Below are 15057 nucleotides of genomic sequence, written 5' to 3' on the forward strand. Positions count from 1 at the left end.
TTATAATGGATAAAGCCAATATAATTATTATTATTTATAATAAGTTTCCTTTTTTCATACTATATACCTCCTTGTAATTATAATATAGGCTATCTACTTACCCTAACCTTGCATAAAATGAAAAGTTCGTTGTTTTTTCAAAAGAATAACAAACAGTAAAAAAATTAATCCTTAATAAAAAGCTTGTATTTCTTCTTCTATTATTGCTTCTATATTACTTTTAAGCACTTCATATTTATGTATAAAATCCCCTGCTTCTTTGGTTATAGTAGAACCACCTCCTTTTTTGCCCCCCCAATATATCGTTCTAATATAGGTATTTGCAGCTCTTCTTCAATATTTTTAATTATCTTCCAAGCCTTACTATAGGACATTTCCATTGAAATTGACGCCTGTCTGAGGAAACCTAATTCTTCAACTTTTTTTAATAATTTCAAGGGACCTTCTCCAAATACCTTTTTATTATTTTGTGTTAACCAAATGCGAAATTTATATTCCATTAAGCAAGCACACTTCCCAAGCATATAATTTTATTTTACTAAATTTACATGAGGTTTGTCTAAAAAAGTTGGCGACTTAATAGTTTACGGTGGTTTATCCTATTGATTTCAATTCTTTTTCTTCCCTTCATAGAAATAGCCATTTTCAATACCTCGCAGATTTTATTTAAGAACAAATCCACTTGGCATACTGGTTATAACTATTTTCAAAAAATAAAAAACAGCTACAACATAAAACGTTGTAACCGTTGAAATCTCCTGAAATGGCGGGAGTACGTGGGAATCGAACCCACCTAAGAAGCTCTTAACCCCTCATACTGGTTTTGAAGACCAGAGGCAACACCAGCCACCATCTACTCCCATATGGTACTGATTATTGACACTTGACCATTATAGCATACTTATTTTTTGTATGCAACTAAAATTTTCTTATTTTGCAAAAGATTATAAGACTTACTTTTTAAATATTATTGGTATTTTTAGTATAATGTTCTTTTATCATCTAATCTTTTTGTAAGTTTTATGTTGTCAAAATACTCTAGTAATGCAACGGCATATTTTCTGCTTGTATTTAACAAATCTCTAAATTCTGCTAAGGTTATGCTGCCATTTTTATTTACATAGTTAGTTAATAATTCTTTTGCCTTTTCATAGGATACCACATGTAGAATTATCTCATTATTGATTTTAATTAGCTCTTTTCCTAACATAGCTTCAACAACCTGCTCTAAGTCCTGTTTTTTATAGGAAATACTTTTTATAACATCTTCGATTTTAGGCGTTCCGTAAGGCTCCTTTAAAAATGCCTTTTCTATTAAAGTTTTTATTTCTAGTTGAGTCGTATTCAATGTAATTTCAAAATCATATAGGGCTACATATTTTCCTAAAACCTTTATTATTTTATCAGCTTCTAACAACTCTAACAAAGTATCTCCTGATTTTCCGGCTGCCTTGGGTAATAGCTTGTTTTTAAATTCTTCCTTAATCATACCTAGTCTCAAAGGATTTGATTGATGGTATTTATTTAGTAGAAGTATTGCATGGTTTGTCAATCCTTTATAATAATTGCTATGCAGAATTGTGTTGTTGTTTAAAAATAATATTTTGTTATCTTCTTCTAATTTAATTATCAGATTATGAATATCTTCCGTCTGTTGTGCAGTTAATTTTGCTAAGAAACCAATATCCGGAAATTCACTACTGTACCTTTCAATATGTTTTTCTAAGATGTCTTCTGGTGTACCTTTTTCTTTTACCATTAGCTCCTTTATAACCTTCTCATCAAACCTTTTATGTTTTTGAGGATTACTGTCTATTACCATTGCTCCACCTATGGTTTCCAGAGGTGAATAAAATCTTACTACAATATGATCCCCCTTTTTAACTGCAATCGACTCCTCTAATCTAAATTGTACAAAGGAACTATCTCCAGATAATAATTCTTCTTTCTCTAACAAAACGATTCTAGCAAATATTTCTGTTGAACCATGATATAGCCTAACTCGATCTCTGTTTTGAACCTTTCTTGAAACATCTGCAAGAACTTTTAACTTTCCATCAATCATCATGGTTGTTTCCATAGAATTCACTTGGGCTAGAACATATCCTCTTTCAATATCTTCCTTTTTAATGTTGGCTAAATTAATCGCTACCCGTTGTCCTGCATAAGCAGTTTCTACTGATTTTCCATGAACCTGCAAATTTCTTACCCGTACCTTTATTCTTTCTGGTAGAATTTCTAGTGAATCTTCTACGTTTATTTTTCCCTCTAATAATGTACCTGTTACTACTGTTCCAAAGCCAGTTATTGTAAAAACTCTGTCTATTGGCATTCTTATTGGTGCGTTTATATCTCTGCTTTCTGTTTCGTCTGTAAGAATATCTATTTCTCTAATTAGCTCTTGTATGCCTACTCCATTGATAGAATCAACAGCTATCATTTCTGCATCTTCTAAAAAAGTGTTTCTTACTTTTTCTCTTATATCTTCTTTAATTAAATCTAACCATTCTTCTTCTACTAAACTTGCCTTTGTTATAACAATGATACCTTTTTTAATATTTAATAGGGAGAGGATATCTAGATGCTCTTTAGTTTGAGGCATAGCCCCTTCATCAGCGGCAATAACCATCATAACAATATCCATTCCCCCTGCACCAGCTAGCATGTGCCTAATAAACTTTTCATGTCCTGGCACATCGATTATCCCTGCTCTTCTTCCGCTAGGTAAATCAAAGTAGGTGAATCCTAATTCAATGGATATACCCCTTTTCTTTTCTTCTTTTAGTCTATCAGTTTCTCGACCTGTTAGTGCCTTTATAAGAGTAGTTTTTCCATGATCAATGTGTCCAGCTGTTCCTATAACTATATTCTTCAATTTATTACTCCCCTTTATTTCACAATTATATGGTTTAATGCTTTATTGATAACATGGTAATCCTTTTCTTGAACCGTTCTTAGGTCGATGATTACTTGTTCTTCTTGAATTCTTGTTATTATTGGTACACTATAACCTCTTAAGCTTTCTTCAAGCTTTGATACAGATAAATTATCATGCTTAATGGCTATTACCTTTGTAGGTAATTTTTCAAGTGGTAAGGATCCTCCACCCACCTGAGAATAGTCATCTTTAATCTCAATACTGAAATCAACATTATTTTCTTTTAAAATAGCATATAGCTCATCTGCTCTTTTACTTATTGATTCCTTCGTCTCGGTTAACATTTTTAATGTAGGTACTTTTTTTGTCATTTCGTCTTCTTTTAAATATAGTTTTAATGTAGCTTCCAAAGCAGCCATAGTCAATTTGTCTATTCTAAAGGCTCTAGTCAGGGGATTTTTCTTCATTTTATCAATCCATTTTTTATTACCAACAATAATCCCTGCTTGAGGGCCTCCAAGGAGCTTATCTCCACTAAAGGTTACAATGTCTACTCCTAAGGCAACACTTTCTTGTACTGTTGGTTCATAGGTTAATCCATATTTTTTTAGATTTACCAAAACCCCACTTCCCAAATCCTCTATAACTGGAATATTATTTCTTTTTCCTAGGGCTACTAAATCCTTCAAATCTACTTCTTCAGTAAAACCTAATATTTTGTAGTTACTGGTATGTACCTTTAATAATGCTGCAGTATCTTCACCTATTGTTTGCTCATAATCCCATAAATGCGTTTTATTAGTGGTACCTACATCTACTAGCTTTGCACCACTTTGCTCCATAACATCGGGGACTCTAAAGGAGCCTCCAATTTCAACTAATTGTCCCCTCGAGACGATAACTTCTTTATTCTTAGCCATAGAGCCTAACACTAACAAAACTGCGGCAGCATTATTATTTACCACCAATGCATCCTCCGCACCTGTTAAGAATTTAATAATATCTACAACATGACTATACCGACTACCTCTCTTCCCAGTTTGTAAATTTAATTCTAGATTTGAATAACCAGATGCTACTGCCCATACCTGTTCTTTTATTTCATCGCTTAAAAGTGATCTACCTAAGTTTGTATGTAATACAACGCCTGTTCCATTAATAACTTCCTTCAGATTCATTTCTATAAAACTTTTACTTTTTAAAACAATTTCATTAACGAGGAAGTTTTTATCTATATGAAAATTTATTAAAGCACTTTCCTCCATCTTTAAAATATGGTTTCTATAATTTTGTAGGCATGTCCTAATGTTATTTACCACTACAATTCTTGGAATTTTTTTAATTAGCGATATTATCTTATCATTATTTAATATTTCATCAACAGAAGGTAGGCTGCTTAAAATATTTTTTTTATTCATTCATCATCTCTCCTTAGGGAAAAGCTAGATTTTTCTAAAGTATAACATATTTTATATTATAATATACTAACTGTAAAAACTACAACCTCGTTAGATATTGCGCAATATTATAAATAATCTTAAAATTTGTTTCATTTTTTTTGCAATTATGATAAAATTGTATTAATTAACTAGTAAATTTTGCCATTATTTTTTTTGAAATAATTTATGATAACGTTACCAAGTTTGATTTTTTACCTTTTTTATATTAGTTCAATCTTTTTATAATATTATATGATAACGGAGGTGATACTACTTAAAAAAGGTGTTTAATATTTGTTTTTCTAATTTACTATGAGGAGGAGTTTTTTTATGTTTGGCTTTGTAAACACTATTGAAAGTATTAATGGTACTATTAATGGTCTTGTTTGGGGTCCTTATATGCTGATTCTTCTTGTTGGTACTGGTATTTATTTTACTTTTAGAGCGAATTTCCTTCAAGTTAAAGAATTTGGTTTTACTATGAAGGAAACTTTAATGAAAATTTTTGCGAAGGATGAGTCTGCAGAAGAAGGAGATATCACACCTTTCCAAGCCTTAGCTACTGCTTTAGCTGCTACAATCGGTACTGGTAATATCGCTGGTGTCGCTACAGCTATCGCTCTTGGTGGTCCTGGTGCAATTTTCTGGATGTGGGTTTCTGCTTTCTTCGGAATGATGACAAAGTATGCAGAAGTTGTGCTTGCCATTAAATATCGTGAGAAGAAAGAAGGCAGCTGGGTTGGCGGACCTATGTACTATATCGAAAAAGGTCTAGGCTTGAAGTGGTTAGCGATTATTTTCTCAATATTCGGTGCTTTAGCTGCTTTTGGTATAGGCAACATGGTTCAATCAAACTCCGTGGCTGCTGCTTTGGCTGGATATAATATTCCTCCATTAGCCACTGGTATTGTATTAGCAGTAGCTGCTGGATTAGTAATCCTTGGTGGATTAAAAAGAATCGCTTCTGTAACTGAAAAAATCGTACCTTTTATGGCAGTATTTTATATTATTGGTGCTGTTATCATTTTGATTATGAATATTACTCAAATTCCTACAGCTTTTGGTTTAATATTTAAACACGCGTTTACTCCTGCTTCAGCTTTAGGTGGTTTCGCTGGTGCTGTAGTAATGGATGCGATGACTAGAGGGATTGCCCGTGGAGTATTCTCTAACGAGGCTGGTTTAGGTAGTGCGCCTATCGCCCATGCTGCTGCTAAAACAGATCATCCTGTACGCCAAGGTTTATGGGGTATCTTTGAAGTATTTGCAGATACAATTGTTATCTGTACCTTAACGGCTTTAACAATTATTTCTACAGGAGTTTGGACTAGTGGTGAAACAGGTGCAGCATTAACAACAGCTGCTTTTAACACTGGATTGCCAGGACCTGGTGGAGTTATTGTTGCAATTGGAATTCTTTTCTTTGCCTTCTCAACAATACTTAGCTGGGCGTACTACGGAGAAAAATGTGCAGAGCACCTCTTAGGATCAGGCATCAACAAAGTATATCGAATTGTATGGTTACCATTGATTGTTGTCGGTGCGGTAGGTAGCTTGGATTTAATCTGGGATATCGCGGATACGTTAAATGGATTAATGGCAATACCAAACTTAGTTGGTTTGTTAGGACTGAGTGGTGTTGTACTATCCTTAACAAAAGAATTTTTCACAGAAAAGCTTGGCAAATAATTTAAAACTTTAACAATTACATAAATAAAAGACAGGGAATCAGATTTCCTGTCTTTTATTTATGTAGATAAATAGCGTATTGATCTTTACTAGCTATTCTCCCTACTACTGAAAATTCATTTTTCTTGATTTTCTTTAAATTTTCTAAAGCCTTTTCTATATCCTCGGGATGAATGGCAAGGAGTAAGCCTCCTGATGTTTGTGGATCAAATAAAATATCTTGTATTGCTTCTCTAATTGAAGCATCAATAAATACATTGTCTTCGATATGCTTTTTATTAGCATACATTCCTGCTGGAATTACCCCCATTTCAGCGAAATCTAATGCACCTTCTATTAAAGGAACTTTTCCACTATATATTTCTAAAGATACTCCACTACCCTTTGCCATCTCATAAGCATGTCCTAAAAATCCAAAACCAGTAATATCTGTACATGCAGAAATATTAAAATCTTTTACTGCTTCAAAAGCATATTTGTTTAAGGTAATCATTGTCTTCACTGCTGCATCATATTGCATTGGAGTAGCTAAATCAGCTTTTATAGCAGTATTTAATATCCCCGTACCTAATGGTTTTGTTAAGACAAGATAATCTCCTACTCTTGCTTTACTGTTAGCCCATACTTTGCTGGGATGAACGACTCCTGTAACAGAGAGACCATATTTAGGTTCATCATCTTCAACCGAGTGTCCTCCTACTAATAATGCACCAGCTTCAATTATTTTGTCTGCTCCTCCTCTTAATATATCTTTTAAAACATCAGTAGCTAGGCAACTGGGAAAGCAAGTAATATTCATAGCAGTCAAAGGGGTTCCTCCCATAGCATAAACATCACTAAGGGAATTAGCGGCGGCTATTTGTCCATAGGTATATGGATCATCTACAACTGGTGTGAAAAAATCTAAGGTTTGTACAAGGGCAATCTCTTCGTTTAACCTATAAACAGCAGCATCGTCCGATGTTTCTAATGTAACCAGTAAGTTTTCATTATTCATTTTAGGTAAATGACACAGCACCTGTGTCAGGACGTCAGGTCCAATTTTTGCGGCTCAGCCAGCACTTTTTGTTAATTCAGTAAGTCTCTTATTGCTCATTTCATTTCCTCCCTTCAATACAATATAGTTATACGTCCTTATAATATAATTAAATTTTAATATACCAAAGGCTACATTTGCAGTCCTCGGCTATGATTGCACTCTGTGAAAGTGACTGACACAAAATCATAGATTTTGGTCATCTACTTTTCAGTCGAGGGCGAAACCGTAGACCGTGTATATTAAAATTTAGAGACATATAACCATATACCTACTAATATAGTTATAATCTATTTTACTGTAATTCTATCTTTAATATCAGCATATTTTTTTTCTCCTATACCACTAACATTCTGTATATCCTCAATAGAATTAAAAGTTCCCATCTGATTTCTATGTTCTATGATTCTATCTGCTAACGTAGTACCAATGCCAGGTAATCCTTCTAGCTCACTTTTACTAGCTTTATTAATATTTATTAATCCTCCATTGTCACTGTAGACAAAAGTATTGGAACCCAATTGTATGTTCTGAAATTCTTCATCACCTTCTGCAGATATATATATAAATTCTTCATCGATGACTTTTTTTGCAAGATTAGTTTTTCTCCTGTCGGCTGTATCCTTTAGTCCTCCAGCTGCTTCAATGGCATCAAAAACCCTTGCTTCCTCTGATAATGTATAAATCCCTGGATTTACTACCTCACCTTCAACATGAACCATTATCTTTTTATTAGTATACTTTATATTGTTCATATCTTCTATGCTTGTTAGTTCGTTATTTTCATTTCCTTCATTCAACTCACTTAGTATGTATACGGTTTTTCTTTCTCTTACATAGTTATTGTATACAGTAAATAACAATAGCAAAAGGATAAAGACAATCATGATGGTCTTGTGCTTATTGTTTATATTTGGCAACATACTTTCCCCACTCCCCTTTTATATCATACTCTATTCATTAATTCAATCGAATTTTTATGCAGTTATAGTTTTCTAGTTTTTTCCATATGTGATTTCTACAAGTTATTTCTATATATTTTATTAATTTCCCTTTATATTCTTCAAATTTATTCTTAAAAAATAGAGTTCTATCTGTTATACTAATTAAAGTAATGTATTTCATTCATAAAAGGCTGGTGAAGAAAATGACGAAAAAGCTTAGTTTTATCTTTATTTTTATTTTTACGCTGATTATTTTTTCAAATGGTGTTGTAGTTTATGGATCGCCTGTAATACCTGAAGTATCGGCTCCAAATGCCGTATTAATCGACTATACTACCGGGAAAGTATTGTTTGATAAAAATGCCCATGAAATAACTTATCCTGCTAGTACAACAAAGGTAATGACAGCAATTTTGGTTTTAGAAAATGCAAATTTAAATGATGTTATTACAGTGACTGATGATTTATATGTAGATGGTTCTAGTATGTATCTTCTAAAAGGTGAATCTTTTACTGTTAAGGAACTGCTTCAAACTTTATTAATTAGATCAGCTAATGATGTTGCTGAGGTATTTGCAGTGCATATATCAGGATCAGTAGAGGCATTTGCTGAACTAATGAATAAAAGAGCTAAAGAATTAGGTGCGTTGAATACCCATTTTACCAATCCTCATGGCCTTCCTGATGAAAATCATGTTACTACTGCCTATGATTTAGCTGTTATTGCAAAGCATGCGATGACCTTTGATCTGTTTAGAGAGATTGTGTCTACTGAAAGACTAACTCTTGAACCCACTGAATTCACTCCTGAAACTAGATATTATAGAAATACAAATCGGTTTTTATGGGGTACTGGTGGAGGTAATCAAATCCTACATAATGGTGCCTATACAAATGTAAAATATGATATTATTGATGGAATTAAAACAGGATATACTAATGATGCAGGAAACTGTTTAATTACTTCTGCTAGTGTGGATGGTCAAAGACTTATTGCAGTTGTTTTGGGAGCCCAAGGACTAAATGTTTATGCTGATTCAAGAGCTTTAATAGATTACGGCTATGATAATTTTCAATTGGTTCAATTGGCCGAGAAGGATTTACTAAAAACCACTACCCCTATAGAAGCTGGTGTTGAGGAAAATGCTTCTCTTTATATAGCTGAATCGCTAGATGTAGTTATACCCAAAAATGTTGATATCACTAGCATAAATGAAGAAATTATTATTTATGAAAATATTAAAGCACCTATATTGTCAGGAGATGCTTTAGGGAAGGTTATTTATTCAATTGAAGATGAAGTCATTGGAGAAACTAGCTTAGTTATTAAAGATGCCATTGATAAAAAAACTTTATTTAAAAAAATATTAATACCTTCTAAGCTTCTAATAGGATTTATTATAATATTTATATTATGGCAGATTTTTGTTATCTCCTTAAGATTTAAAAGAAAAAGAGCAAGAAATATATATGGTAGAAGATATTCTTCTTATAAATTTAACAAAAGTATTATAAAACCTTTATTTTACAAAAAAAAGTAGGGCATATCTCAACCCTATTTTTTTCTGCTATTTTCCCCAAATATCTGTTCATGCAACCTTCTACCTGTAGGTGTGGCTGCTAAACCTCCTAATGCAGTTTCTCTAAGCTCTACTGGTAAACACCTTCCCACTGTATACATTGTGTCAACAACCTCATCAAAAGGTATAATGCTTTTCACACCTGATAGGGCCATTTCAGCTGATATTAATGCATTCGCTGCTCCTATGGCATTTCTGCCTTCACAGGGTGCTTCAACTAACCCTGCTATGGGATCACAGACCAATCCTAATACGTTTTTCATACACATAGATGCTGCATCTAATGACATTTGAGGTGTACCCCCCATCATTTCTACTATTGCGGCTGCTGCCATAGCTGAAGCTGCACCTGTCTCTGCCTGACAACCTCCCTCAGCTCCTGCAACTGTTGCATTTCTAGATATCAGCATTCCCACAGCACTGGCCGACATTAATCCTTCTATCAGATTTTCCTCCGTAAGATCAAACTCTTCTGCTACAGTAATCAAAGTACCAGGCAGAATGCCACTTGAGCCGGCCGTTGGGGCAGCAACTATTTTACCCATAGCTGCGTTTACTTCTAATACTGACATAGCTCTACTTATTGCTTTACTCATAAGTAATCCACATACTGGATTCTCTTTTTCACTTCTCAATTTTACTTTTTTTGCATCCCCTCCAATAAGGCCGCTAACAGATTTAATATCTTCTGTTAATCCTTTTTCAGTAGAAGATTTCATTATTCCCAAACTAGCTTTCATTCTATTTATAATATCTAATTCATTGCTATTTGTAATCTTTTTTTCTCTCTCTATCATGATTTCAGAAATTTTTTTATTATGGCTTTTACATAGCTCTAACAACTCTTCGCCTTTGGTAAAGTTCATCTATAACACCCACCTTCTCATTTTATACTGACTAAATATGCATTAGCAACGTCTGTTACATGTTTAAGATCATCTATAACATTGGATATGATATCATCGTCTGTTTCGATAATCATGAAGGCTTTCTCTCCTTTTCCATGTCGATATACTCTCATAAAAGCAATATTAATATTGTGTTCAGCTAAAATAGTTGAAACTTTTGCAATAATCCCAGGCTTGTCAATATGGGATATAATCAGTGTTACATATTCTCCTGTAAACTCTAATTCCAATCCATTTATTTCTTTGATAACAACGTTTCCTCCACCAATAGAAGATCCTAAAACCTCAACCTGACTTCCATCATGCTTTTTTACCATAATTTTTGCAGTATTGGCATGGACTTCCCCTAAGTTCTCTTCAATAAATTTGAAGTGAATACCTTCTTTTTCTGCTATCTCAAAAGAATTTCGAATTCTTTCATCATCAGGATCAAAGCCTAAAATTCCTCCCACCAGTGCTTTATCTGTACCATGTCCCCTATAGGTTTTTGCAAAGGATCCATGAAGAAGAAATGTAACTTCCTGTATACCTTCACCTGCAATTTTACAGGCCACTTTCCCTAATCTACAGGCTCCAGCAGTATGGGAGCTTGATGGTCCTATCATGTTTGGACCTACGACATCGAACATACTATAATCTTTCATTTTCACATCCTCCTACATATTACTAGGGTTAGTATTAGCAAATATTTGATATTTAAACAATGCATTACTAACATCTATACCTATATCCACAAAAACTAAAATAGTGGTCATGTATTATGACCACCATTCATAAGTATTATTCTACCACAGCAATAGCTTCAATTTCAACCCCAACATCCTTAGGTAATCTTGCCACCTCTACACAAGCCCTAGCCGGCTTGTTTTCAGTAAAATAAGTAGCATATACTTCGTTGATATTAGCAAAGTCTCCCATATCCTTTATGAACAATGTTGTTTTTACTACATTATTTAGGTTGGATCCAGCTTCTTCAAGGATTGCTTTCAAATTTTCTAATGCCTGTTTTGTTTGTTCTTGAATATTTCCTTCCACAATTTCCATTGTATCAGGATTCATAGGTAGTTGACCGGAAATAAACAAAAGTTTATCTAATCTAATTGCTTGTGAATAAGGTCCAATGGCTGCTGGTGCTTTTTTAGTATTAATAACTTGTTTCATTTTTTTTCCTCCTTTAGTTATTCATTTTTATCCATTCACTCTTATTTCGTCTAAATAGTTATAGATTGTATATCTCGAGACACATAAAATTTTTGCTACGTAATCAATAGCTCCTTTTATCAGAAAAGCTCCTTGATCATCTAACTTCTTAACAATGCTTACCTTTTCTTCTTTATTCATATAGGAAACTGGTTTTCCATAGCTATCTAAGGTCTCAGCTACAATGTTCATTAAAACATCGTTTACATTATTATTAGGAAATTCATTCATATTTACTTCTTCTTTTGTTTCAGTTTTAAAGAAGTCGTCTAGTGCTTTTTGTGCTACTATCATTTCTGAGATATCTGTATTGATACATATACACCCGATAATGTCGTCATCCTCATCCCTAATAAACATGGTTGATGATTTTAATATTCTACCATCTGAGCTCTTATTTTTGTAGTTTAAAATATTATCTGCATCATTTCCTTTTCTTATAGCTTCTATTCCCACATCTAACATTGTACTACCTATCGTTCTTCCAGTTACATGTCCATTATATATTGCTATAATAGACTTTTTAGAATTTTTTAACTCATGCAATACAACCTCGCAATTCTTACCAAAGGTTTTAGAAATACCTTCCACTAAAGGAATCATACTTTTTAATATGGGGTGTAAGTTCTTATCCATAATCTCCTCCTGTACTTTTATTACTTCACAACAATGTTTACAAGCTTTTTAGGGATAGCTACCACTCTTACTATTTCTTTTCCCTCAAGTAACTGTTTCATTTTTTCACTTTCTCCAGCCATTTTTTCTAGTTCTTCCTTAGAAGTAGCTAAAGGTACTAACATTTTTTCTCTTACTTTTCCATTTATTTGTATTACTATTTCTACATCTTCCTTAACAATAGCTTGTGGATCATACTCTGGCCATTCCATTAAGTAAGCACTAGTCTTATATCCTATTTTTTGCCATAGCTCCTCTGTAACATGAGGCGCAAATGGAGATAGTAATAATATAACCGTTTCAATACCTTGTTTAAATAATAGGTTGTTTAAGGAATTTTTGTCGATTTCTTTATATTTATATAGATCATTTACCAATTCCATGACGCCACTTACAGCGGTATTAAAGTTAAATCTTCCTTCTATATCTTCTGTGACTCTTTTTATGGTTTTGTGAATCATATAATTTAAATCTTTATCTTCTTTTGTTAGTGGCTTTTCCGCACCCTCTAGCATGTTATTTGCTAAAGCTTCCTCTACAAGGCGCCATACACGGTTTAAAAATCTTGAACAACCTTCTACCCCTTGGTCACTCCATTCTAAATCCCTTTCAGGAGGTGCTGCAAACAATACAAATAATCTAGCTGTATCTGCTCCATATTTTTCTATTATTTCTTCAGGACTTACAGTATTCCCTTTTGATTTTGACATTTTTGCACCATCTTTTAAAACCATTCCTTGAGTTAATAGGTTTTTAAAGGGCTCATCCACATCAAGTAGTTCTAAATCTTTTAATACCTTTGTAAAAAACCTTGAGTACAAAAGATGTAGTATAGCATGCTCAACTCCACCTATATATTGATCTACAGGCATCCAATAATTTACCGCCTTTTTGTCGAAAACAGTATCATTATTTTTAGCATCTGTATATCTTAAAAAGTACCATGAGGAATCAACAAAAGTATCCATTGTATCGGTTTCTCTTTTTGCCAACTTTCCACATGTTGGGCATGGTGTATGAATATAGGATTCGCTAGTTGTTAATGGTGATAGCCCAGCACCAGTGAATTTCACGTCTAAAGGTAGGTTTACTGGTAAATCTTCTTCTTTAACAGGAACAATACCACAAGTATCACAATAGACGATTGGTATTGGTGTACCCCAATATCTTTGTCTAGATAACAGCCAGTCTCTAAGACGATAGCTAATGGTTCTTTTTCCCTTACCATTTTTTTCTAACAGATCGCAAATCTTATCAAAGGCTGCCTTGCTGTCTAATCCATTAAAATCACCTGAATTTGTCATCATGCCTTCTTCAGTATAAGCCTCATCCTTTATTTCGAAATCTTCATCACCTTGAGGTTTTATAACAGGTAATACCTCAATATCATATTTTCTTGCGAAATCTAAGTCCCTCTGATCATGAGCAGGTACCGCCATAATTGCTCCTGTGCCATAGTCTACCAAAACATAGTTGGCGATATAAATAGGTACCTTTTTACCTGATAGGGGATTAATACAATACCTACCAATAAACAAGCCTTCCTTTTCTGTATCAGTAGATGTTCTATCAATATCAGATAAATGCTGTAATTTATCGACAAAAGCCTTCGCTAGTTCTTCGTATTCTGTATCTTTAACGAGATCCTTCACATAGGGATGTTCTGGTGCTAGAACCATATAAGTTGCACCAAATACTGTATCCGGTCTTGTAGTAAATACTTTTAGAGTTTCTGAAAAATCTTCAATAGTAAACTCGATCTCTCCACCAACACTTTTTCCTATCCAATTTTCTTGCATTATTTTTACCTTATTGGGCCAACCTTCAAGTAATTGTATATCTTCCAATAGTTTTTCAGCATAATCAGTAATTTTAAAATACCACTGATTTAACATTTTTTTCCCAACAGCACTATCACATCTCTCGCATTTTCCTCCCACTACTTGTTCATTAGCTAAAACAGTTTCGCAGGAAGGACACCAATTTACCCTTGACTCTTTTTTATAGGCTAATCCTTTATTGTAAAACTGTAAGAATAGCCATTGGGTCCACTTATAATAATCTTCATTGCATGTTGCTACTTCACGATCCCAATCATAGCTTAACCCTAATGAATTCAATTGTTTCTTCATATCTTCTATATTTTGTTTTGTCCAGATAGCAGGATGGATGCCATTTTTTATTGCTGCATTTTCAGCAGGTAATCCAAAAGCATCCCATCCCATGGGATGTAGTACATTAAAACCTTTCATTTTTTTATATCTTGCTACAACATCTCCAATAGAATAGTTTCTAACATGTCCCATATGAATTTTCCCTGATGGATATGGAAACATCTCTAAAACATAATATTTAGGATCATCCTCGTTATATGTAGCAAATAGTTTCTTTTCACTCCATTTTTGTTGCCATTTTGTTTCGATTTTCTTATAATCATAAGTTGCCATCTATTTGTTCTTCCTCCTTATAGGTCCATTATTTTTTCTATGATAAAACAAAAACTTTCAAGTCTATTTAGGGACGGAATAGATTCCGCGGTACCACCCTAATTGACTGAAAGTCCTCTTAATTGGTTTTTAAAGGATACCATCCTATATAGTATTCATTAGAATAAGGCAAGTTCCACAGCGTACTTTGTTGATTTTCACCAATCATCAACTCTCTAAAAAAGCAATTATCTGTGTACTACTCCTTAACTATATTAAATA

At 33.4% G+C, this 15057-nt stretch carries 12 protein-coding genes, 1 tRNA gene and 1 other annotated feature; of the genes, 2 read left to right on the top strand and 11 right to left on the bottom strand.

The genetic code is table 11. From position 1 onward, the window contains the following. Positions 1–263: 263 nt before the first annotated feature. The 4 genes from CHB72_RS10035 to selA all read right to left on the bottom strand — a co-directional run bounded on the left by CHB72_RS10035 (position 264) and on the right by selA (position 4296). Positions 264–437 carry a winged helix-turn-helix domain-containing protein gene (locus tag CHB72_RS10035; RefSeq protein WP_176431307.1) on the bottom strand — a complete coding sequence of 58 codons (174 nt, stop codon included), beginning with the start codon at positions 435–437 and terminating at the stop codon, positions 264–266. Positions 438–764: 327 nt separating this feature from the next. Further along, positions 765–861, bottom strand: a tRNA-Sec gene (locus CHB72_RS26500). A 118-nt stretch (positions 862–979) separates the two neighbouring features. Beyond that, positions 980–2875 (bottom strand): selenocysteine-specific translation elongation factor, encoded by a 1896-nt coding sequence (gene selB, locus CHB72_RS10040; protein WP_089282757.1) that lies wholly within the window; start codon positions 2873–2875, stop codon positions 980–982. Between the two features lie 14 nt (positions 2876–2889). After that, positions 2890–4296 (bottom strand): L-seryl-tRNA(Sec) selenium transferase, encoded by a 1407-nt coding sequence (gene selA, locus CHB72_RS10045; protein ID WP_089282758.1) that lies wholly within the window; start codon positions 4294–4296, stop codon positions 2890–2892. A 351-nt stretch (positions 4297–4647) separates the two neighbouring features. On the opposite strand from selA, the gene CHB72_RS10050 reads away from it, so the two are divergent. Further along, entirely contained in the window at positions 4648–6006 is a 1359-nt protein-coding gene (locus CHB72_RS10050; protein WP_089282759.1) for an alanine/glycine:cation symporter family protein, read from the top strand. 55 nt (positions 6007–6061) lie between these two features. Here the strand turns inward: CHB72_RS10050 and selD are convergent, their stop codons facing one another. Beyond that, positions 6062–7102, bottom strand: a complete 1041-nt coding sequence (gene selD, locus CHB72_RS10055) for a selenide, water dikinase SelD (RefSeq protein WP_089282760.1) — start codon at positions 7100–7102, stop codon at positions 6062–6064. A 230-nt stretch (positions 7103–7332) separates the two neighbouring features. Continuing rightward, entirely contained in the window at positions 7333–7965 is a 633-nt protein-coding gene (locus CHB72_RS10060; RefSeq protein WP_089282761.1) for a helix-hairpin-helix domain-containing protein, read from the bottom strand. A gap of 224 nt (positions 7966–8189) precedes the next feature. On the opposite strand from CHB72_RS10060, the gene CHB72_RS10065 reads away from it, so the two are divergent. Further along, entirely contained in the window at positions 8190–9527 is a 1338-nt protein-coding gene (locus tag CHB72_RS10065) for a D-alanyl-D-alanine carboxypeptidase family protein (protein ID WP_089282762.1), read from the top strand. A gap of 14 nt (positions 9528–9541) precedes the next feature. Here the strand turns inward: CHB72_RS10065 and sdaAA are convergent, their stop codons facing one another. The 5 genes from sdaAA to leuS all read right to left on the bottom strand — a co-directional run bounded on the left by sdaAA (position 9542) and on the right by leuS (position 14796). Then, positions 9542–10432 carry an L-serine ammonia-lyase, iron-sulfur-dependent, subunit alpha gene (gene sdaAA / locus CHB72_RS10070; RefSeq protein ID WP_089282763.1) on the bottom strand — a complete coding sequence of 297 codons (891 nt, stop codon included), beginning with the start codon at positions 10430–10432 and terminating at the stop codon, positions 9542–9544. 17 nt (positions 10433–10449) lie between these two features. After that, a complete protein-coding gene (gene sdaAB / locus CHB72_RS10075) occupies positions 10450–11118 on the bottom strand; it encodes an L-serine ammonia-lyase, iron-sulfur-dependent subunit beta (protein WP_089282764.1) in 669 nt (222 codons plus the stop codon). 136 nt (positions 11119–11254) lie between these two features. Beyond that, positions 11255–11635: a RidA family protein gene (locus CHB72_RS10080; RefSeq protein ID WP_089282765.1), complete on the bottom strand. Its 381-nt coding sequence runs from the start codon at positions 11633–11635 to the stop codon at positions 11255–11257. A gap of 27 nt (positions 11636–11662) precedes the next feature. Further along, positions 11663–12310, bottom strand: coding sequence for a helix-turn-helix transcriptional regulator (locus tag CHB72_RS10085; RefSeq protein ID WP_089282766.1), 648 nt, complete (start codon positions 12308–12310; stop codon positions 11663–11665). A gap of 20 nt (positions 12311–12330) precedes the next feature. Then, positions 12331–14796 carry a leucine--tRNA ligase gene (gene leuS / locus CHB72_RS10090; RefSeq protein ID WP_089282767.1) on the bottom strand — a complete coding sequence of 822 codons (2466 nt, stop codon included), beginning with the start codon at positions 14794–14796 and terminating at the stop codon, positions 12331–12333. A gap of 66 nt (positions 14797–14862) precedes the next feature. Further along, positions 14863–15051 (bottom strand) — a binding site (T-box leader). Between the last annotated feature and the right edge of the window lie 6 nt (positions 15052–15057).

The sequence above is a fragment of the Anaerovirgula multivorans genome (assembly GCF_900188145.1).
GTDB classification, from domain to species: Bacteria; Bacillota; Clostridia; order Peptostreptococcales; family Natronincolaceae; genus Anaerovirgula; species Anaerovirgula multivorans.

Bases quoted from the DNA above. Each gene is read 5' to 3' on its own strand.
- CHB72_RS10080 (WP_089282765.1), bottom strand. From the start codon at position 11,635: ATGAAACAAGTTATTAATACTAAAAAAGCACCAGCAGCCATTGGACCT.
- CHB72_RS10050 (WP_089282759.1), top strand. From the start codon at position 4,648: ATGTTTGGCTTTGTAAACACTATTGAAAGTATTAATGGTACTATTAAT.
- sdaAB (WP_089282764.1), bottom strand. From the start codon at position 11,118: ATGAAAGATTATAGTATGTTCGATGTCGTAGGTCCAAACATGATAGGA.
- CHB72_RS10085 (WP_089282766.1), bottom strand. From the start codon at position 12,310: ATGGATAAGAACTTACACCCCATATTAAAAAGTATGATTCCTTTAGTG.
- sdaAA (WP_089282763.1), bottom strand. From the start codon at position 10,432: ATGAACTTTACCAAAGGCGAAGAGTTGTTAGAGCTATGTAAAAGCCAT.
- CHB72_RS10065 (WP_089282762.1), top strand. From the start codon at position 8,190: ATGACGAAAAAGCTTAGTTTTATCTTTATTTTTATTTTTACGCTGATT.
- CHB72_RS10060 (WP_089282761.1), bottom strand. From the start codon at position 7,965: ATGTTGCCAAATATAAACAATAAGCACAAGACCATCATGATTGTCTTT.
- leuS (WP_089282767.1), bottom strand. From the start codon at position 14,796: ATGGCAACTTATGATTATAAGAAAATCGAAACAAAATGGCAACAAAAA.
- selA (WP_089282758.1), bottom strand. From the start codon at position 4,296: ATGAATAAAAAAAATATTTTAAGCAGCCTACCTTCTGTTGATGAAATA.